Source organism: Nocardia sp. CA-120079, from assembly GCF_050955745.1.
GTDB lineage: Bacteria > Actinomycetota > Actinomycetes > Mycobacteriales > Mycobacteriaceae > Nocardia.
Genome location: NZ_CP192088.1, coordinates 7,166,111 through 7,184,930, shown reverse-complemented (window position 1 = coordinate 7,184,930; position 18,820 = coordinate 7,166,111). Strand labels below are relative to the sequence as shown.

18 protein-coding genes and 1 pseudogene are annotated in these 18,820 nt (G+C 65.7%); 14 read left to right on the top strand and 5 right to left on the bottom strand.

Annotation, left to right across the window (positions count from 1 at the left end):
* The first annotated feature begins 9 nt into the window (after nucleotides 1-9).
* From ACQPYR_RS33305 to ACQPYR_RS33280, 6 genes are all read left to right on the top strand, one after another.
* Nucleotides 10-897 (top strand): SMP-30/gluconolactonase/LRE family protein, encoded by an 888-nt coding sequence (locus ACQPYR_RS33305; RefSeq protein ID WP_433622812.1) that lies wholly within the window; start codon nucleotides 10-12, stop codon nucleotides 895-897.
* Nucleotides 894-1,505 carry a bifunctional 4-hydroxy-2-oxoglutarate aldolase/2-dehydro-3-deoxy-phosphogluconate aldolase gene (locus tag ACQPYR_RS33300; RefSeq protein ID WP_433622811.1) on the top strand — a complete coding sequence of 204 codons (612 nt, stop codon included), beginning with the start codon at nucleotides 894-896 and terminating at the stop codon, nucleotides 1,503-1,505. The genes ACQPYR_RS33305 and ACQPYR_RS33300 overlap by 4 nt, the downstream gene beginning before the upstream one ends.
* A 223-nt stretch (nucleotides 1,506-1,728) precedes the next feature.
* Nucleotides 1,729-2,673 (top strand): sugar kinase, encoded by a 945-nt coding sequence (locus tag ACQPYR_RS33295; RefSeq protein ID WP_433622810.1) that lies wholly within the window; start codon nucleotides 1,729-1,731, stop codon nucleotides 2,671-2,673.
* A 10-nt stretch (nucleotides 2,674-2,683) separates the two neighbouring features.
* The gene (locus ACQPYR_RS33290; RefSeq protein ID WP_433622809.1) at nucleotides 2,684-3,439 is read left to right on the top strand and encodes an SDR family NAD(P)-dependent oxidoreductase; all 756 of its coding nucleotides are present in this window, start codon (nucleotides 2,684-2,686) and stop codon (nucleotides 3,437-3,439) included.
* Nucleotides 3,436-4,581, top strand: a complete 1,146-nt coding sequence (gene dgoD / locus ACQPYR_RS33285; protein ID WP_433622808.1) for a galactonate dehydratase — start codon at nucleotides 3,436-3,438, stop codon at nucleotides 4,579-4,581. The genes ACQPYR_RS33290 and dgoD overlap by 4 nt, the downstream gene beginning before the upstream one ends.
* A gap of 182 nt (nucleotides 4,582-4,763) precedes the next feature.
* Entirely contained in the window at nucleotides 4,764-6,626 is a 1,863-nt protein-coding gene (locus ACQPYR_RS33280) for an amino acid transporter (RefSeq protein WP_433635313.1), read from the top strand.
* 254 nt (nucleotides 6,627-6,880) lie between these two features.
* Here ACQPYR_RS33280 and ACQPYR_RS33275 read toward each other — a convergent pair whose 3' ends face one another.
* Nucleotides 6,881-7,411, bottom strand: a complete 531-nt coding sequence (locus ACQPYR_RS33275; protein ID WP_433622807.1) for a CGNR zinc finger domain-containing protein — start codon at nucleotides 7,409-7,411, stop codon at nucleotides 6,881-6,883.
* Nucleotides 7,412-7,449: 38 nt separating this feature from the next.
* Between ACQPYR_RS33275 and ACQPYR_RS33270 the strand changes: the two genes are divergently transcribed.
* From ACQPYR_RS33270 to ACQPYR_RS33260, 3 genes are all read left to right on the top strand, one after another.
* Nucleotides 7,450-8,421, top strand: a complete 972-nt coding sequence (locus ACQPYR_RS33270) for an EamA family transporter (RefSeq protein ID WP_433622805.1) — start codon at nucleotides 7,450-7,452, stop codon at nucleotides 8,419-8,421.
* A gap of 102 nt (nucleotides 8,422-8,523) precedes the next feature.
* Nucleotides 8,524-9,540 carry an NADP-dependent oxidoreductase gene (locus ACQPYR_RS33265; RefSeq protein WP_433622804.1) on the top strand — a complete coding sequence of 339 codons (1,017 nt, stop codon included), beginning with the start codon at nucleotides 8,524-8,526 and terminating at the stop codon, nucleotides 9,538-9,540.
* Entirely contained in the window at nucleotides 9,537-9,977 is a 441-nt protein-coding gene (locus ACQPYR_RS33260; RefSeq protein WP_433622803.1) for a MerR family transcriptional regulator, read from the top strand. Before ACQPYR_RS33265 ends, ACQPYR_RS33260 begins: the two co-directional genes overlap by 4 nt.
* Nucleotides 9,978-9,995: 18 nt before the next feature.
* Here the strand turns inward: ACQPYR_RS33260 and ACQPYR_RS33255 are convergent, their stop codons facing one another.
* The gene (locus tag ACQPYR_RS33255; RefSeq protein WP_433622802.1) at nucleotides 9,996-10,889 is read right to left on the bottom strand and encodes a LysR family transcriptional regulator ArgP; all 894 of its coding nucleotides are present in this window, start codon (nucleotides 10,887-10,889) and stop codon (nucleotides 9,996-9,998) included.
* 65 nt (nucleotides 10,890-10,954) lie between these two features.
* Here ACQPYR_RS33255 and ACQPYR_RS33250 point away from each other — a divergent pair, with 65 nt between their 5' ends.
* From ACQPYR_RS33250 to ACQPYR_RS33230, 5 genes are all read left to right on the top strand, one after another.
* On the top strand, nucleotides 10,955-11,584 hold the full coding sequence (locus ACQPYR_RS33250) for a LysE/ArgO family amino acid transporter (protein WP_433635312.1): 630 nt from the start codon (nucleotides 10,955-10,957) through the stop codon (nucleotides 11,582-11,584).
* Between the two features lie 105 nt (nucleotides 11,585-11,689).
* Nucleotides 11,690-12,487 carry a hypothetical protein gene (locus ACQPYR_RS33245; protein WP_433622801.1) on the top strand — a complete coding sequence of 266 codons (798 nt, stop codon included), beginning with the start codon at nucleotides 11,690-11,692 and terminating at the stop codon, nucleotides 12,485-12,487.
* Between the two features lie 38 nt (nucleotides 12,488-12,525).
* Nucleotides 12,526-13,323, top strand: a complete 798-nt coding sequence (locus ACQPYR_RS33240; RefSeq protein ID WP_433622800.1) for an N-acetylmuramoyl-L-alanine amidase — start codon at nucleotides 12,526-12,528, stop codon at nucleotides 13,321-13,323.
* A 115-nt stretch (nucleotides 13,324-13,438) separates the two neighbouring features.
* The gene (locus tag ACQPYR_RS33235) at nucleotides 13,439-15,703 is read left to right on the top strand and encodes an MMPL family transporter (protein WP_433622799.1); all 2,265 of its coding nucleotides are present in this window, start codon (nucleotides 13,439-13,441) and stop codon (nucleotides 15,701-15,703) included.
* Entirely contained in the window at nucleotides 15,700-16,380 is a 681-nt protein-coding gene (locus ACQPYR_RS33230) for a TetR/AcrR family transcriptional regulator (protein WP_433622798.1), read from the top strand. The genes ACQPYR_RS33235 and ACQPYR_RS33230 overlap by 4 nt, the downstream gene beginning before the upstream one ends.
* 26 nt (nucleotides 16,381-16,406) lie before the next feature.
* On the opposite strand, the pseudogene ACQPYR_RS33225 reads toward ACQPYR_RS33230, so the two are convergent.
* The 3 genes and pseudogenes from ACQPYR_RS33225 to ACQPYR_RS33215 all read right to left on the bottom strand — a co-directional run.
* Nucleotides 16,407-16,733, bottom strand: a pseudogene (locus ACQPYR_RS33225) (anthrone oxygenase family protein); the annotation flags it as partial.
* A 94-nt stretch (nucleotides 16,734-16,827) separates the two neighbouring features.
* Complete coding sequence (locus ACQPYR_RS33220) at nucleotides 16,828-17,682, bottom strand: SDR family oxidoreductase (RefSeq protein ID WP_433622797.1); 855 nt, start codon at nucleotides 17,680-17,682, stop codon at nucleotides 16,828-16,830.
* 199 nt (nucleotides 17,683-17,881) lie between these two features.
* Nucleotides 17,882-18,514 (bottom strand): Uma2 family endonuclease, encoded by a 633-nt coding sequence (locus tag ACQPYR_RS33215; RefSeq protein ID WP_433622796.1) that lies wholly within the window; start codon nucleotides 18,512-18,514, stop codon nucleotides 17,882-17,884.
* Nucleotides 18,515-18,820: the final 306 nt, after the last annotated feature.

The following is an 18,820-nucleotide window of genomic DNA, read 5'->3' as shown; positions in this document are numbered from 1 at the left end:
CAGGAGCCAATGATGATCGAACTGAAAGCCGAGCGGTGCTCGCCGAGGCCGGGCAGGTTGTGCGAGGGGCCGGTCTGGGATGACCGCACCGATCAGGTGCTGTGGGTGGACATTCCGGCGGGCCGTATCCACCGCGCGACACTGCGTGACGGCGACCTCGTGCAGCGGTCCACCGTGGCGGTGGGGAAGCGGGTCAGCGCGGTGGTGCCGTGCGCATCGGGCGGGCTGATCGCGACTGCCGTCGACACCTTCCTGCATATCGCCGACGGCACAATGACCGAGGTCGCGGCGCTATCACTGCCCGATGACGGGGTTCGGCGGCGCATGAACGATGCCAAGGCAGACCCGTGGGGGCGACTGTTCGCCGGGACCATGTCGGAAGACGAAATCCAAGGCACCGCAGCACTTTATCGACTCGATCCCGATGGCACGCTGACCACCGTGCGGCAGCAGGTGACGATCTCCAACGGACTCGGCTGGAGCCCGGACGGTGCCACTGTGTACTACGCGGACAGCCCGACCCATCGAGTCGAGGCATTCGACTACGACTCGGCCACCGGCACCTTCAGCGGTGGGCGCACCTTCGCGGAATTCCCGGACGGTCTGCCCGATGGGTTGACCGTGGACGCGCGGGGTTTCGTCTGGGTCGCGGTGTGGGGTGCCGGGCAGGTCCGGGCATTCGATCCATCGGGTCGGCCGCATGCGGTGATCGATGTCGGCCCGGCGCAGGTCTCCAGTTGCGCCTTCGCGGGTGCGGACCTGGATGTCCTCGTAATCACCACGGCCGCGGAAGGTTCCGCCGATCCGGATGCCGGGCGGCTGTTCACCTGTAGGCCGGGTGTGACCGGTCTTCCGACGAATACCTACTCCGATGCGAGATTGGTGAGCAACCCATGACCGACCACGGCCTGATCCTGGATCCGCCGGTAATCGCGATCCTGCGCGCCCCGACGGCCGCTCGGTTCGCCGAAGTGGCCGCCGTACTGCACGAGTCGGGCATCACGGCCGTGGAGTTCACGCTCAACTCGCCGGGAGCGCTGGACGCATTGCGCGATTGCGCCGGATCGGCCCACCCGGTCGGTGCGGGCACGGTGCTCACCGCCATCGACGCCGCGCGAGCCGTGGATGCGGGCGCGGCATATCTGATCACCCCGACGGTATGCCCCGAGGTGATCGCTGAGGGCCGCCGCCTGGGTGTCCCGGTGATCTGCGGCGCGTTCACGCCCACCGAGATCCACAGTGCGTGGCAGGCGGGCGCGACCATGGTGAAGGTCTTTCCGGCCTCGGTCGGCGGTCCCGGCTATCTGAAGGCGATTCGGGGTCCGTTGAACGAGATCCCGCTGGTGCCGACGGGCGGCATCGGGCTTGCTGACGCCAGAGCGTATTTGGATGCGGGTGCCAGGGCGCTCGGCATGGGCTCGCCGCTCGTCGGTGATGCGTGCATCGGCGGTGATTTGGATGCGCTGCGCGTGCGTGCGTCTGCCGTTCGGAAGGCGTTGCTATGAGGGCGGTTTCGTGTGATCCGATTGCTGTCGAAGTCGCGCGCGCAGATGGCGTTGCTATGAGTGCTCCGATTGAGGGAGCGGCTCTGCGCGCGAAAAGCGTTGCTGTGACGGGCACTTTGCGCGATCCGATGTGCGGTCATGAGGCGCCGCCTGCGAAAGGTGCTGTTGACTCCTGGACTCCGATCGTGCTCGGCGGAATTCTCAACGCGCGAAAGCCGCTGCGATGACGGGCGGATTGGTAACTCTGGGCGAGGCGCTCGGTCTCGTTGCCGCAACTGAGCCCGGTCCGCTGGCTCCCGGTGCGGAAATGCGGATGGATTTCGCGGGCGCGGAAGCGACGGTCGCCATCGGTGTCCGCAGGCTGGGGCACGAGAGCGCGTGGGTGGGCAGTGTCGGTGCCGATGCCGTCGGCACCATGGTGCTCGACCGGCTGCGCGCCGAACAGGTCGACATCTCGAGGTGCCGAATCGATCCAGAACTGCCGAGCGGTCTGATGCTGCGCGAGCGACGAACCGCGGACCATATACGAGTTAGCTACTACCGCAGAGGTTTCGCAGGCTCTCGACTGTCGCCCGCCGATATCGACACCGACCGGATCGCCGCCGCACGGGTGCTGCATCTCACCGGCATCACCCCGGCACTGAGCCCATCCGCCCGGGACGCCGTCCACACGGCACTCGATGCCGCCGTCGACGCCGGGGCGATCGTGTCCCTCGACATCAATTACCGCCGCGCATTGTGGTCGGAATCGGATGCGGCCGTGGAACTTTCGAAGCTGGCGTCGCGTGCCGATATCCTCTTCGCCGGTACTGACGAAGCGGCCATCCTGGTACCAGCCGCGACTCCCGTCGCGATGGCGGAATCGCTCGCCGCACTGGGGCCTTCGCAAGTCGTGATCAAACTCGGCGCCGAAGGCGCGCTCGCACTGCACAACGGCGAGCTGATCCCGCAGCCTGCAGTGGAGATTCGCAGTATCGACCCGGTTGGTGCGGGCGACGCATTCGTCGCGGGCTATCTCGCCGGCGTGCTCGACGAAGGGTCCCCGAGGCACAGCCTGCAATTGGCCGCCGCCTGCGGCGCATTCGCCGTATCCGTACCCGGTGATTGGGCTGGTCTGCCGTTCCGGCACGAACTCGGCCTGCTCACCGGCGCCGACATCAACCGATGAGGGGAACAGCATGAGTCGTCTGGCAGACCGGGTCGCGGTCGTCACCGGGGGCGCATCCGGCATCGGTGCGGCCACCGCACATCGGCTCGCCGCCGATGGCGCCGCGGTCGTCATCGCCGATATCGCCGACGCGAGTGGGCGCGAGGTCGCCTCCAAGATCCGTGCGGCCGGTCATCGAGCCGAATTCATCCGCTGTGATGTGTCTTCGGAGGATTCTTGGATCGAGCTACGCAGCAGCGTCAACGAGCAGTTCGGACCGCTGGACTTCCTGTGCAGCAACGCATCCCGGCAGGCCACCATCCCGGCACATGAATTGAGCAGGCAGGCATGGGATGACGGCCTCGCGGTCAACCTGACCCCGCTGTTCCTCGGCCTGCGCACCTTCATCGACGATCTGCGCAGCCGCGGCGGCAATGTGGTCGCGGTGTCCAGCGTGCACGCCCAATTCGGATTGCCCGGATACCCGGTCTATGCCGCCGCCAAGGGCGGGTTGACCGCACTGGTCCGGCAACTCGCCGTCGAGTACGGGCGCTCCCACGTGCGGGTCAACGCCGTGCTGCCCGGCCCGATTCTCACGCCGGTCTGGGACGACGTCGACGAGGCAGGTCGACGGCTATCCGCCCAGGCCACCGCCCTGGACCGGATGGGCGCGCCCGAGGAGGTCGCCGCCGCGGTCGCCTTCCTGGCCTCCGACGACGCATCCTTCATCACCGGTGCCAACCTGGTCGTCGACGGCGGCTGGAGCGTGCGAAAGGAGTCCCGGTGAAGATCACCGCACTCACCACCTACCTCGTCGCGCCGCGCTGGTGCTTCCTGAAGATCGAGACCGACGAGGGCATCACCGGCTGGGGTGAACCGGTACTCGAGGGCCGCGCCCACACGGTCGCCGCCGCGGTCGACGAACTGGCCGACTACCTCGTCGGCAAGGACCCGATGAGCATCGAAGCGCACTGGCAGGTGCTCACCAAGGGCGGCTTCTATCGGGGCGGACCGATCCTTTCGAGTGCGGTCGCGGGCATCGATCAGGCGCTGTGGGATATCACCGGAAAGGCGCTGGGCGTCCCGGTTTGGCAGTTGCTCGGCGGTGCGGTGCGCGATCGTGTCCGGGTATACAGCTGGATCGGTGGTGATCGTCCCGACGATGTCGCGCGGGCGGCGGTAGAGCGAAAAGAGCAGGGCTTCACCGCGATCAAGATGAACGGCTCCGCCGAATTGGAGCTGATCGATACCCCGCGCGCCACCCGGGGCATTGTCGATCGAGTCGCGGCGGTGCGCGCGGCGACCGGCGACGATTTCGATATCGCCGTCGATTTCCATGGCCGCCTGTCCATTCCGATGGCGCGGCGGGTGCTGCCGCTGCTGGAACCGTTTCTGCCGTTCTTCGTCGAGGAACCGCTCGTCCCGGAGTGCAGCAGCCAGATCGGCGAGATCACCCGCGCGACAAGCATTCCCATCGCCACCGGTGAACGGCTCTATTCGCGTTGGGATTTCAATGCGGTGCTCGATCAGGGCATCGCCGTCGTCCAACCCGATCTCTCCCACGCGGGTGGGATCTCCGAGGTGCGCCGCATCGCCGCTCTCGCCGAGGCCCGCGATATCGCCCTCGCCCCACACTGTCCCCTCGGTCCCATCGCCCTCGCCGCCAGCCTTCAGGTCGGCTTCGCCACCCCCAATCTGCTCATCCAGGAGCAAAGCCTCGGCATCCACTACAACACCGGCTCGGACTTGCTCGACTACCTCGCCGACCCGACGGTCTTCGCCTATCGCGACGGCTATGTCGACCTGCTCCAAGGCCCCGGCCTCGGCATCGAGATCGACGAAGCCGCGGTGACTCGCGCCGCTGAACAGGGCCACCGCTGGCGAAACCCGATCTGGCACCGCAAGGACGGTTCCTTCGCCGAGTGGTGATGCTTTCGTTGTCCGCCTGACGTTTCCCGTAGATTTGCCCGGGTCGGCGACAATCCGACAGCACCGGACAAACCTCGCAAGGGAATTTCGTGACCACAACCGACGGGCGCACGCGCTCACCCTTCTCGGCCTGGCTACTAAACGGCGCGACCGATGAGCGCTATTCGCAGCACGCGGGTCCGATGCGCAAGCCGGGCGATGCCGAACACGAGCGGTCATGGTGGCAGGTGATGTGCCTGACCGGTGTCGACTACTTCTCGACCCTCGGCTATCAGCCGGGTATCGCGGCGGTCGCGGCCGGTGTGCTGTCCCCGATGGCCACGCTGGTGCTGGTCGCGCTGACGCTGTTCGGTGCGCTACCGGTGTATCGGCGGGTGGCGCGGGAGAGCCCGCACGGCGGCGGTTCGCTGGCCATGTTCACCGAACACCTACCACGCTGGACCGGCAAGATCTTCATTCTGGTGCTGCTCGGTTTCGCGGCAACCGATTTCGTCATCACCATGACGCTCTCGGCCGCCGACGGTGCCGCACATATCGTCGAAAACCCTTATGTGCCTGCGGCTCTGCACAATCACAATCTGCTCATCACACTGGTTCTGCTGGCATTGCTCGCGGCGATCTTCCTGAAGGGCTTCGCCGAGGCCATCAAGATTGCGGTCGCGTTGGTCGGTGCGTACCTCTCGCTGAATGTCGTTGTCGCCGTGGTCGGTTTGTACCACGTACTCACCGCCGGTGATCTGGTCGTCGACTGGACGCATGCGTTGACAGCCCAACACGGCAATGTCGCGGCAATGATCGGCGTCTCGCTGCTGGTATTCCCGAAGCTGGCGCTCGGCTTGTCCGGATTCGAGACCGGTGTCGCCGTCATGCCGCAAATCAAGGGTGCGCCAGGGGATTCCGAGGAGAACCCGGTCGCTCGCATCGCGGGTGCGCGCATGCTGTTGACCACGTCCGCACTGATCATGAGCACCTTCCTCATCGTGACGAGTTTCATTACGGTCGTCCTGATTCCGGAGCAGGAATTCGAAGCGGGTGGGTCCGCGAACGGTCGAGCACTCGCCTGGTTGGCGCACAAATACCTCGGCGATATGTTCGGCACCGTGTACGACGTGAGCACCATCGCGATCCTCTGGTTCGCGGGTGCCTCGGCCATGGCCGGACTGCTGAATCTGGTGCCGCGCTACCTGCCTCGATATGGGATGGCGCCGGAGTGGGCGCGGGCCGTGCGGCCGCTGGTGCTGGTATTCGCGGTCATCGCCTTCGGCATCACCTGGTACTTCGACGCCGATGTCGACGCCCAGGGCGGTGCGTATGCGACCGGTGTGCTCGTGCTCATCACCTCCGCCGCGGTCGCGGTGACCTTGTCGGCCGCGCGGAAGGGCGAGCGCAACAAGGTGATCGGCTTCGGCGCGATATCGGCGGTCTTCGTCTACACCACCATCACCAATATCTTCGAGCGTCCCGAGGGTGTGCAGCTGGCATCGCTGTTCATCGTGGCGATTATCGTCATGTCGTTCGTCTCGCGCGCCCGACGCTCCTTCGAACTGCGCGCCATCGAGGTGACTTTCGACGAAACCGCCGCCCGCATGATCGACCAGGCCGCGGCCGAGGGCATGATCCGCATCGTCACCCACGACATCGATCAGCGCAGGCCCGAGGAGTACCGGGAGAAGGAAGCCGACCAACGCCTGGAGAGCCACATCCCCGTGGACGCCCCGATCCTGTTCCTCGAGGTCATCGTCCGCGACGCCTCCGACTTCAGCACCGACCTGCGCGTCACCGGACTCGACCTAGCGGGCTACCGCATCCTCAGCGTCGAAGCCACCGCCATACCCAACTCCATCGCCGCCATCCTGCTCGCCATCCGCGACCGCACCGGCCTGGAACCGCACGTGTATTTCGAATGGACCGAAGGCAACCCGCTGGTCAACCTCCTGAAGTTCCTCTTCGTCGGCGAGGGCGAGGTCGCCCCTGTAACCCGCGAAATCATCCGCCGCGCCGTCCCGAACCCCGCCGACCGCCCCCACGTCCACGTCGACAGCTAGACCCATCATTGAGATGATCATCATGCACTGGCTGCGTTGCTTCTCGGCCGATGCCGCCGTGAATGCATGGTGATCGTCGGTCCAAACTGGGGACGGCTGCAACTGGGCCGCCCCACCCCGAGATGGCCGCGCCGCCGGAGTAGCCGGACAGTCCCCAGGGAGTTGCCGCGGTGAGACCTCGGGCTCGAATTGTCCGGCCGCCCGGATGCCGTCGAGCATCTCGCGCCTGAAAGAGCGCTTCCACTGACCGGGATTCACTTCTTCCTGGCGCGATAAGCGGCGACGGCGTTGCGATTCCCACATGCGGTACTGCAGTAGCGGCGCGATCTATTGCGGGACAGGTCGAGAACCAGACCCGCGCAGTCCTCGTCGGCGCACAGGGACAGCCGACTCAGCTCGTCGGAGCGGACCAGATCGATCATTGCCATAGCGGTCTCGACGGCGATGCGAACGGGTAGCGGAGCCTGTGCGGGCACCGCGTGGATGTGGTAGTCGACATCGCCGTGCCGGACCAATTGCGGCAGGGCCCGATGCTTCGCCAGCGTCTCGTTGATCAGCCGCACCGTTGTGTCGCGATCGCTGGTCAGCATGCTGCGTAGCGGCGTGCGCAAGGCGCGCACCGCCGCGAGCTCGGCGGCGTCGCCGGAGTGCACGCCGGTGTAGACGTGCTTGACGAAAAACTCGTCGAGCTGGCCGATCTCGGTCAACGTATCCGGCTCCTCCGCCGAATTCACCAGCTCCACCGCAGCAACCAGTGCCGCTTCAGTGTCATGAGCAAAGACCATGTTGACATATTACCCGACCCACCTTAGCGTCATGAGTCATGGTTACGATGACTCATGACAACACTGCGCGGCGGCTGCGGAACGGACTGCTCTGCGCGGTGGTGTCCGCGTCCTCGTTCGGGCTATCGGGATCACTGGCTCGCGGCTTGATGAATGCGGGCTGGAGCTCCGCATCCGTGGTGGCAGTCCGGGTGCTGCTCGCTGCCGCTGTTCTGGTGCCGATCGCGGTGGTGCAGTTGCGCGGCAACTGGGATCTGTTGCGCCGCAACGCCTCTTTGATCACCGCGTACGGACTACTCGCCGTGGCCGGTACCCAACTCGCCTACTTCAACGCTGTCGCCCATATGCAGGTCGGCGTGGCACTGCTCATCGAGTACACCGCACCGGTCGCCGTGGTGGGTTGGATTTGGCTGCGTCAGAGCCAACGACCCAGCGCGGCAACGGTTCTCGGCGCATTGCTTGGCATGACCGGCCTGGTCCTGGTCATCGACCTGCGCTCCGGCCTGGCCGCCAGCGGCATCGGCATCGCCTGGGCCCTGGCCGCCATGATCGGCGCCGCCGCCTACTTCCTGCTCTCCGCCCACGGCGAGGGCACCCTGCCCGGCACCGTACTCGCCGCCGGCGGCCTGCTCCTCGGCGGACTCGCCCTCCTCGCAGCGGGCGCGATCGGCATCGTCCCCCTGCGCGCCACGACCGATCCCGTTGTCTTCCAACACCTCACCGTCTCCTGGTGGCTCCCCGTCCTCGCGCTCGGCACGATAACCGCCGCCCTCGCCTACGTCTCCGGCATCGCCGCCACCCGCCTCCTCGGCTCCCGCCTCGCCTCCTTCGTAGCGCTCTTCGAAGTCCTGGCCGCCCTGGCCTTCGCCTGGGTCCTGCTCGGTGAATCCCCCCGCCCGCTCCAACTCCTCGGCGGCGCCCTGATCCTCACCGGAGTAATCACCGTCCGCCGTGGCGAAACCGCGCCGCAGGCCCCCGCCTCGAGCCGACAGCTTTCCCCGGAACGGTGATGCGGCCGCACAGGCTCGAGCTGTAACCACATCTGCCGCAACCGGCGAGGTCAACTTGCGGGCTTGACCTTCACGTATACGTCAATCCTTAGCCTCGCTCGCATGACTGTTATGACGCGAACCGCACGGGCTGTCCAGCTTTCCGCACGACCGGCCGGATTTCCGGAACTATCCGACTTCCGACTGGTCGAGCAGCCGGTGCCCGATCCGGCGCCGGGGCAGGTGCTGGTGCGGAATCTGTACATGTCGATCGATCCCGGGATGCTCATGCAGATCGGCGCCTATCCGGGAATTCCCATGCCGCCGTTCGCTGTTGGCGCCACGATGTTCGGCGATGCGATCGGCGAGGTCGTCGCCTCCGCGGATCCGGACGTCCCGGAGGGCGCGCTGGTGCTGCATCGGCTCGGTTGGCGCGAGTACGCGACGGCCGAGGCGAGCGCGATCCGGGTCGTGGATCCGGACGCGTACCCATCGCCGTCCAGCTATCTCGGATTCGGGCTGGTCGCCTACGCGGGCCTGACGGCCGTGGCGGGTCTGCGTGCCGGCGATACCGTTTTCGTTTCCAGCGCGGCGGGCGCCACCGGTGGCATGGCAGGCCAGATCGCGCGGTTGCTCGGTGCGGGCCGGGTCGTCGGTAGCGCGGGCTCGGCGGAAAAGGTGCGCCACGTCATCGACGATCTCGGCTTCGACGCTGCGTTCGACTACCACGACGCACCCTTGGTCGAGCAGTTGCGAGCTGTCGCGCCGGACGGAATCGACGTGTATTTCGACAATGTGGGTGGTGCTCAGTTGCGGGCGGCGATCGAGGTGATGAATGTGGGCGGACGCATTGCGCTGTGCGGTGCTCTCACTCGGCAGCGGTCCGGCGGTCTGCCCGACGAAGGCCCAGGAGATCTGCTGCCGGTGATCGGTAAGCGGATCACGCTGCGTGGCTTCACCATGCTCGACCATCTGGATCTGGCGGCGGAATTCGGGCAACGGTTATGCCGCTGGATTGCAGACGGGCAACTCGTGCAAACCGAGACCGTCGTCGACGGGCTGGAGAACGCGCCGCGTGCGTTGCTCGATCTGGTCCGCGGCCACTACACCGGGAAGGTGATCGTAGGTCTCGCGCGTTGACCGTAGCGACGAAAGGGAACGAGATGCTGATCGGTGAACTCGCGGCGTGCACCGGAACGACCACCCGCGCCCTGCGCTTCTATGAAGAGCAGGGTCTGCTCACCTGCGAGCGCACCACCTCGGGGTACCGCACCTACGACGAAAACGCGATCAAACAGGTGAACAACATCCGCGAATTGCTCGACATCGGTTTCACCGTCGACGATGTCCGGGCCTTCCTGCCCTACCTGGACCACGACCTGCCCGCCGTATTTCCCTTCGAACCGCGCTGTGCCACTGGGTACGCGGCCGTCGGACCGCCACGAGTTGCCGAGTTGAACGAGCGCATCACTCGGTTGACGGAACTGCGGGACCGGCTGCTCGACCGCATGCCCTGGCTCGCAGCCGACGCCCCAACGGCCCAGCGCGAAGAAATCCCGTCCACCGACCAGGAATAGGGCGGGCCCTTCCCGAAGTCACCGCCGTGGACCATCTGACAGCGCCTCGGCCGCAGCAACCGCGATAGCACCCGCAACCCCACTGAGCGCGGGTGAATCAACCTTCCACTGCTGCCAATAGAGCGGGACATCGATATACGAATCGCCATCGATAGGCACGAGATTCCGGCCACCCCGAGTCTGCAGATCCGGCAACATCCCCCATCCCAGCCCGATCCGAATCGCCTCCGCGAACCCGGCCGACGACGGCACATAATGCCGCGGCGGATCCACCGGCTGCCCACACCGCCGCCGCAGATGCCGATCCTGCAGGTCGTCCTTGCGATCGAAAAGCACAACCGGCGCAACGGAATACGCCGCCGCGGTCGGCCCATCCGGGAACCAGGTCCGCGCGAACCGCGGATTCGCCATGGGCCGATAGCGCATGGCGCCGAGCCGCTCCACCCGGCACCCCTGTACCGCCGCCGCGGTGGCGGTGATCGCGGCCATCACCGTCCCGTCGCGTAGCAGTCGAGTCGTATGCTCCTCGTCCTCACGATGTATCTCGAAACACACACCGGCGGGCGCCTGCCGCAGCGCGGGCATCACCCACGTTTCCAGCGAATCGGCATTGACCGCTATCGGCACCCGAATAGGCCGATCCGCGGGTCGATCGGTATCGCCGAGTTCGCGTGCGGCATCGCCTGCGAGCAGTTCGATCTGCCGCGCCAACCGCAGCACCGCGAGCCCGGATTCGGTGGGGCGCACCGGTTTTGTGCGCTGCAGCAATATGCGACCGGCCGCATCCTCGAGCGCCTTGATGCGTTGACTGACCGCCGAAGGCGTCACGCGCAGACTGCGCGCGGCCGCATCGAAGGTGCCCTCGGTGACCGCCGCATTGAGCGCGCGGAGCTGATCGAGCTGCAGGTCCATTAAGGAATCGTAAAGGTACTTCAGAATCTTTAGCTGGTCTGGTCTCACCTGTGGATCTAGCGTCGATGCATGTGACGGCATCATCGGCGGCCCTGGCGGCCATCTCGGGACTCGGCTTCGGACTCTCCTTGATCGTGGCGATCGGCGCGCAGAACGCTTTCGTCCTGCGACAAGGTCTGCGCGGTCAGCATGTGCTCGCGGTGGTCGCGGTGTGCACCGTGTCGGACATCGTGCTGATCGCCGCGGGCGTCGGCGGGTTGGGCGTCGTGGTCGAATCCGCACCCGTGCTGTTGACGGTGATCCGCTACGCCGGAGCCGCATTTCTACTCGGCTACGGCATTCTCGCCGCCCGCCGCGCCGCCGCGGCATCGAGCCTGACCACCGAGTCCACCGGCGCCACCGTCGCACTCGGCGCGACCGTCCTCACCTGCCTGGCCCTGACCTGGCTCAATCCGCACGTCTACCTGGATACGGTGCTACTGCTCGGCTCCTTCGCCAATACCTACACCAGTCCGGACCGCTGGTTCCTCGGCGCGGGCGCGATGGTCGCCAGCATCATCTGGTTCACCTCGCTCGGCTACGGCGCCCGCAAACTGGGCCCGCTGTTCGCCCGCCCGATCGCCTGGCGCGTGCTCGATTCGGTGATCGCGGCCGTGATGTTCTGCCTTGCGCTGGGCCTACTGCTCACCGGCTAAGCTGGCATAACTGCAACGCCGGGGGATCGGCTCGCGATCAGTACCTGACTGGTTCGGCCGAAGCAGGGTGGGGGTCGCCGCCCCGGCGGGGGAGGTGGGCAGGCAGTGAATTATCCATACGGGGAGCAGCCGCGGCAGGATCCGGCGCAGTGGGGCCAGCCGGTGGACTATCCGGCTCAGCAGGGTTGGGCTCAGACTGGCTACCCGATGGGCTATCCCAGTGCGCCGACACCGGGCCCGCCGCCGAAGTCGAAGACCGGTGTGCTCGTCGCCGTGGTGTTCGGGCTGGTCGCGGTACTCGCCGCGGTCGGCGTCGGCCTGGTCGTCATCACCACGCGAGATACGGACCGGCCGCAGGCCTCGGATGCCACCGCCACCGTCGTCCCGGCGACGAGTGCGCCGCGCACGAGCACCCCGCGAACAACCACGGCAACGCCGGGCCAGCCGTCCTCGGGCAAGCTCACCTACAGCGACTTCGCCCACGACTGGAATTTCAAATTCGACAGCGTGGAGTTGCACGCCGACTGGGTCGAGGGCCGCGACCACGCCAACTGCCGCGATTTCGAGGTGAACGGCAAGCTCAGCGGCTTGGGCTGCGAGTACGCCGCCGAACTGGTGTACCGGGCCGAGGGCGGCGGGCTGAAGATCACCCAATTCGTCATGGCGATGTCGACCGAGGGCCAAGCCACCGCCGCGCTCGGCAAGTTCACCGACGAGGATCTGCACCTGCGTCCGGGCACCTATATCGATAATTTCGTCACCGGCAAATGGCGCGACGGGACCGAGAAGGAGTTCGTCGTGGTCACGGTGGCCACCGCCAACGCCGGCGTTGCCGCGGACACGGTCAAGAAGTATCTGCAGTACCGGCACGCGGACACGCTCGGCGCACTGGCCTTCCGCTAGCCATGAACCGGCCGCAAGCCTGTGGCAGTGTCGATGTCATGCGATTGCGAAGCTGGAAGACGACCGCCGCGATCTGCGCGTGGGGCATGTTGCTCGGCGGATGCGCGCACGACGCATCGAGTTCACCGGCGCGCACCACGGCACCGCAGGTCGGCGACGAACCGGCGACATCCCCGCCGCGCTTCATCGCCGATGACCGCGTGGTCGTCATCGATCCCGGTCACAATGGCGGCAATGCCGCACAGCCCGGCGAGATCAACCGTCAGGTGCCGGACGGTCGCGGAAAAACCAAAGCGTGCAACACCACCGGCACGTCGGCCACCGATGGCTATACCGAACACGAATTCAACTGGGATGTCGCAATCCGTGTCCGGGATGCTTTGGCCGCCCGCGGAATTCGTGTCGTGCTGACCCGCGACGACGATGCGGGCGTAGGCCCGTGCGTCGACGAACGCGCCGCCATCGGAAACCGCAGTGGCGCAGCGGCTGTCGTCTCGATCCATGCCGACGGCGCCGCCGCGGGCGCCCACGGCTTCCATGTCGCCTACTCGTCGCCGCCACTGAACGCGGCGCAGCACGAGCCGTCGCAGCGACTGGCAACGACCTTGCGCGACACCATGATCGGGTCCGGCTTCGCGCCGTCGACCTATGTCGGTTCCGACGGCATGAACCCGCGCGCGGATCTGGCGGGTCTCAACCTGTCCGAACGCCCGGTCGCATTGGTCGAGTGTGGAAATATGAGCGATCCGGGTGACGCCGCGCTGATCGAATCGCCCGACGGTAGGGCGAGGTACGCGGACGCCATCGCCAATGCGATCGTCGCCTTCCTGGGGTAGTCGCCTAAACCGTGATCGGGATCACTATCTGTTAGCTGTGCGCCCCTGTCGACACTGAGTTAACGGCGTTACGCTAACGCTGTTGCCCGGGCAGTCGAACTAGGGGAGATCGCTCATGCTCGTACGGATCGCACATCTGGCCACCAGGCATCCGCGGACGATCCTGCTCGCCGCCGCACTATTGGCCGTACTCTGCGGCGCATTCGGCGCCACGGTGACCTCGCATATGAAGACCGGTGGTTTCACCCCCGACGATGCCGAATCGTCGCAGGTCGCCAAGTTGATCGCCGATAACTTCGGCGGCGCGGAACCCAACCTCATTCTGCTGGTTCGCGATGATGCCGGTGCGGACGGCCCGGCCGCCAAGGCCGCGGGCGCGAAGGTGGTCGACACCCTGCGCTCGCGCGGCGATGTGATCGGCATCCAGTCCTATTGGAACGCGCCGCAGTCGCTTTCGTCCGCATTGCGCAGCAAGGACGGTAAGAGCGCGCTGGTGCTCGGGTACATCACCGGCGAGGAGTCCGTGGCCCAAAAGGCCGCCGGTGCGATCGCCGACGATGTCACCGGAACCTATGACGGCGTCAGCGTCGATCAGGGCGGCCTCAGCTCCATCTACCACGACTCGAACGAGCAGATCACCCACGATCTCGCGGTCGCCGAGAGCGTGGCCATCCCACTGTCGTTCATCGTATTGATTCTGGTGTTCGGCAGCCTAGTGGCGGCCTTCTTGCCGCTGGCCGTCGGCATCTTCGCGATCTTGACCACCCTGGCGATCCTGCGCTCCCTCGCGGTATTCACCGATGTGTCGATCTATGCGCTGAACTTGACCACGGCACTCGGTCTTGCCCTCGCGATCGACTACAGCCTGTTCATTGTCAGCCGCTACCGCGAGGAACTCGGCAATGGACTCGATGTGGAGGCGGCGGTGGTGCGCGCGGTGCAGACCGCGGGACGCACGGTGCTGTATTCCGCGCTGACCGTCGCGCTGTCGGTGGCCGCGCTGGGCGTATTCAATCTGTACTTCCTGAAATCCTTTGCCTACGCCGGCGTTGCGGTGGTCGTCGCGGCCGCCGCCGCATCGATCCTTATCCTGCCCGCGGTATTGATGGTGCTCGGACACCGCGTGAATGCGTTGGATCTGCGAAAGCCGTTGGGGCGCTTGCTCGGCCGGGACCTGCACGCCCAGCGCGAACCCGAGCAGACCTTCTGGTACCGCACCGTCCAGTGGGTGATGCGCCATGCCGCACCGGTCGCCATCGCGATCATCGTGCTGATGCTGGCAATCGGGTCCCCGTTCCTCGGCGTGAAATTCGGCTTTCCGGACGATCGAGTACTCAATGCGGGCGCCGCCTCCAGCAGTCGCACGGTCGGCGACGCGCTGCGTTCGGACTTCCAGTCCAATGCCGCGACCAATGTCAGCGTGGTGCTCGACGACTACCACGGAAATCCTGCCGCCATCGGCGATTACGCCGCAGCGCTGTCGAAGGTGGAAGGCGTGTCCGGAGTGCTTTCGGGTCCTGGCCTGTACGCAGGCGGCATGCGGGTAGCGACGGGATCGCCGCAGATGACGAACGACACCGGCGCATTCCTCACGGTCGCGACGACCGTCGATCCCTTCACCTCCGCGGGTAAGACGCAACTGGACCGGCTTCGCGATGTCCCGAGCCCGGGACCGGCGCTGTTCGGCGGTGGCGCCGCGATCAACCGCGACTCCCTCGACGCACTGGGTGCGCGACTGCCACTGGCCGGTGGGCTGATCGTGCTCGCCTCCTTCGTGGTGCTGTTCCTGTTCACCGGCAGTGTGCTGCTGCCGCTGAAAGCTCTTGCCCTCAATACGCTTTCGCTGACCGCCGCGTTCGGTGCGATGGTCTGGATCTTCCAGGACGGACACTTGTCCAGCGTTTTCGGCAATGACGCGACCGGATATCTGGTTCCGACCATGCCGATCCTGATGTTCTGTCTCGCCTTCGGAATGTCGATGGACTACGAGGTATTCCTGCTCTCGCGCATTCGCGAGGAGTGGCTGGCGTCGGGACGCACCGCCGCGGACAACACTCGCGCGGTGGCGCTGGGTGTCGCGCGCACCGGCCGGATCTTCACCGCGGCCGCACTATTGATGGCCATCGTGATGGCCGCCATGGTCACCTCGAAGGTATCGTTCATCCAGATGACGGGCCTGGGGCTGACTTTGACAGTGCTCGCGGACGCAACGCTGATCCGCGGCCTGCTCGCGCCCGCGCTCATGCGGCTGCTCGGCACCGCGAACTGGTGGGCCCCCGCGCCACTCGCCCGGCTGCACACCAAGATCGGCTTGAGTGAGGGCGAAACCGTGCCTGGCACAACCGAATCCGATGAACACCAACTAGCCGGACGAATGTGAATTTTACCCGCAGGCAGCGTTCGGCACGTGGCTCCGGTGCGGAGCTACGCGCCGAAATCCTCGACGCCACAAAGAAACTGCTGGCCGATGCCGGTCACGTCGACGCGGTTTCCATCCGGGAGATCGCCAAGATCGTCGGTGTCACCCCGCCGTCGATCTACCGCCATTTCGCCGACAAGGATCAGCTGATCGAGTCGGTGGTGGCCCAGGTCTTCGAAGATCTGGACGCGGAAATGCTGGCCGCATCCGATCCGAACGACTCGCCGATGGAGCGTCTGCGTCAGCAGGGCCTGGCATATGTCCGCTTCGCCAGGGAGCATCCGGAGCAGTACCGCTTGGCCATGACGCCCGGCGAGACGGCGGGCGCGGTCGACCAAGTGCTGACCAGCAGCGCCTTCGCCCATCTCGCGGCCACCGTCACCGAGTGCATGAACCTCGGCGTGGTCACGCCGGGTGACCCGGTGCCGGTCGTCTTGGAGATGTGGTCGACCGCGCACGGCGTCGCCTCGCTGCTGATCGCGAAACCCTATCTGCCGTGGGGAGATGTGGAGGCTTTCGCCGATCGCATACTGCGCTCGGTCTGCGTCGGGCGGGTCGTCATCGATAACGTGCTCGGCGAAGACGTGTCCCCCGACGCCGTCGCCGAGTGGGCGGTGGCGAACCGCCGGGTGCCCTGAGCCGCGCACAGCGTCGTGAAGGCGAGGGTGGCGGCCACTGTGCGCACCGCATGGGAGAGTTGCCATCGGTCACGGATGGTTGCCCAGTCGTCCGGCGGCATGGTGACGATCCAGTCGCGCTGGTCGGCGTTGATCGGCAGATTGACGATGATCGTCAGGATCAGGACGCTCGCGAGCAGGGCGAACGCGATGATCGGCAGCCAGCGGGCCGGGCCTCGGTCGCGGATGCGGGCCGCGATGACCAGGGCGGTGGCGATCAGGGCCGGTAGCAGGGTGACGGTGGCGAGGACGTCGAGCCATTCCAGTTCGATCTGCCTGACCTGGGTATAGACGGCTGCGGTTGCGTCACGCATCGATAGTTCGAGGACGAGGACGGCGATCAGGAACCCGGCGAAGATACCGCTGAATACCTGAGCGGCGAAATGGGCGATTGTGCGCATTGTTCGCTCAATTCCGGAAGGTGGCAGCGTGATCGGCGGCCCACTCGGAGAAAGTTCTTGTGCGGCCGAGTATTTTCTCGACGTCGTTGGTGACCGGTGCGGGCTGGCCGACGCCATCGGCGTACCGGGTCAGCAGGGAGTCAACGAAATCCTCGGGAAAGCCGCGCGCCACCATGCCTTGCCGCACCACTGCGGCGGGGACTTCCTCGTAGCGCAACGTCTTACCGATGACCTCGCCGATGATCCGAACCATATCGACGTGCGTAAGTGATTGGGGCCCGGTCAGTTCCACCCGTCGGCCCAGCAGTTCGTCGGTCAGGAAGGCATGCGCCGCGACCGCCGCGATATCGCCTTCGTGTAGCGGACTCTCGGCGAATTCGGCATAGGGCCCGCGCACCACATCACTCGCGCGAATCTGGGCATCCCAACCGCTCTGCACCACATTGATCGCAAAGCTGCTGGCGCGCAGGCTCACCCACTCCAGACCACTGTCGACCACCGCCCTCTCGGCCTCCCTGTTCCGATCGCCGCGGAAGCGCGACGGCTGTGCGCCGAGCGGGTCGTCGATATTGATGGCCGAGAGGGCGACAAGTCGGCGCACGCCACGCTTACCAGCCAGTTCCGCGAATTCGAAGGCCGCATCACCCACGGCGCGCGGATGCAGGAATGCGGCGGACGCACCGTCGAGAGCATCGGCAAGGGTGTCCGGCCGGGCCGGATCGCCGCCCACCACCTCGACACCGGCGGGCAGCGCGGCACTTTCGGGTGATCTGGTTACGGCTCGTACCTGAACCCCCTGTGCGACAAGTAGTTCGACGAGCGGACGGCCGACCGTTCCGGTGGCTCCGGTGACAACAATCATGACATTCCCATCTATTCGAGAATCATATCGTATGACTCTCATATTAAATTGATTGGAGTGTCGTGAGATATGACTTCCGTAACAAAAGTCGGGCGCTGGTCCGGCGGAACTCCATCAAGCGGCAGCAACCTGATAGCCAATTGGTGGGTGTATCGGGACGTGGACCGGCTATCCGACGGTGGGACCAGTAACGGCGGGATCAGTACTCGAGGTCGGTCCAACTGAGTGAGATGGGGAAGGGGTATGGGAGTGTGATCTCGGGGTCGACTTTCGGTGACCACTCACCAACCTGGGCGTATTGGCGTGGCCGCAGTGGTGTGACGCCCTCGGGAAGGTCGCTGGGAGTCGCCAGCACGTAGGTCAGGATCGTATCGATCCGGCGGCCTTCTCGGTCCAGCAGGACTTCCCAGTATTCACTGATGCCCGCTTCGGCGTAGCGTGCCTGCTTCGCGAGCATCTGGCCGATGTGATTGGACGGCGACAGGACCTCGCCGACGATCAGCACGGTCTCGGCGAAGATTGGTTTCCAAGGTTCTTCCGGGCAGCGGTAGACCATGAAATCGGGGGTGAGGAAGTCATCCTTGGTGTGGCTGAGAAAGACATTGGTTTCAGTGTCCACCTGCCAGCATTCACTCGACCGCGCCCGCATGCTGTCGCGTGCGCACACCTCGAGGGCGTTGCGCATCCGAGTGGCGAATCGCTGGTGCTCCGGCGGTCCTGTCCTGACCCAGACCGGTTTGCCCTTGACCAGCTCGATTCGCTCGGCCTGTCCGACGGGTAGTGCGTTGAGCTCGTCCCATGTCATACGTTCGGGAAGCGGGGAATCGGTCACTGGATTGGACAATTTGAATGGCCTCCCTCGGTACGCACCCCACTGGTGACGACAAGACTACTGGCTCCTCTCTCGCTTAATTTGCAGTGCATCGTCAACCGGGGTTGCGCTGGGACAGGCGAGTCCAGGTTCCCTGACAGGGCGGCCGGAACTGTAGGGTCTCGAAATTCGTGGCCACCACTAAGTCTCTGGACCTGCGACTTCTCCGGTTGTCCCAAACTGCGGCCATCACAGCCGGTCTCAGTTATCGGGCCAATCCTCATGCCGCATAAAGTGCTCGGTCGATCGCGTGGCCCGCACCTACGT

What these genes read in the sequence shown, in the direction of transcription:
- ACQPYR_RS33305 (WP_433622812.1), top strand. Translation starts at nt 10, where the DNA reads ATGATGATCGAACTGAAAGCCGAGCGGTGCTCGCCGAGGCCGGGCAGG.
- ACQPYR_RS33300 (WP_433622811.1), top strand. Translation starts at nt 894, where the DNA reads ATGACCGACCACGGCCTGATCCTGGATCCGCCGGTAATCGCGATCCTG.
- ACQPYR_RS33295 (WP_433622810.1), top strand. Translation starts at nt 1,729, where the DNA reads ATGACGGGCGGATTGGTAACTCTGGGCGAGGCGCTCGGTCTCGTTGCC.
- ACQPYR_RS33290 (WP_433622809.1), top strand. Translation starts at nt 2,684, where the DNA reads ATGAGTCGTCTGGCAGACCGGGTCGCGGTCGTCACCGGGGGCGCATCC.
- ACQPYR_RS33280 (WP_433635313.1), top strand. Translation starts at nt 4,764, where the DNA reads ATGCGCAAGCCGGGCGATGCCGAACACGAGCGGTCATGGTGGCAGGTG.
- ACQPYR_RS33275 (WP_433622807.1), bottom strand. Translation starts at nt 7,411, where the DNA reads ATGGTCTTTGCTCATGACACTGAAGCGGCACTGGTTGCTGCGGTGGAG.
- ACQPYR_RS33270 (WP_433622805.1), top strand. Translation starts at nt 7,450, where the DNA reads ATGGTTACGATGACTCATGACAACACTGCGCGGCGGCTGCGGAACGGA.
- ACQPYR_RS33265 (WP_433622804.1), top strand. Translation starts at nt 8,524, where the DNA reads ATGACTGTTATGACGCGAACCGCACGGGCTGTCCAGCTTTCCGCACGA.
- ACQPYR_RS33255 (WP_433622802.1), bottom strand. Translation starts at nt 10,889, where the DNA reads ATGGACCTGCAGCTCGATCAGCTCCGCGCGCTCAATGCGGCGGTCACC.
- ACQPYR_RS33250 (WP_433635312.1), top strand. Translation starts at nt 10,955, where the DNA reads ATGCATGTGACGGCATCATCGGCGGCCCTGGCGGCCATCTCGGGACTC.
- ACQPYR_RS33240 (WP_433622800.1), top strand. Translation starts at nt 12,526, where the DNA reads ATGCGATTGCGAAGCTGGAAGACGACCGCCGCGATCTGCGCGTGGGGC.
- ACQPYR_RS33235 (WP_433622799.1), top strand. Translation starts at nt 13,439, where the DNA reads ATGCTCGTACGGATCGCACATCTGGCCACCAGGCATCCGCGGACGATC.
- ACQPYR_RS33220 (WP_433622797.1), bottom strand. Translation starts at nt 17,682, where the DNA reads ATGATTGTTGTCACCGGAGCCACCGGAACGGTCGGCCGTCCGCTCGTC.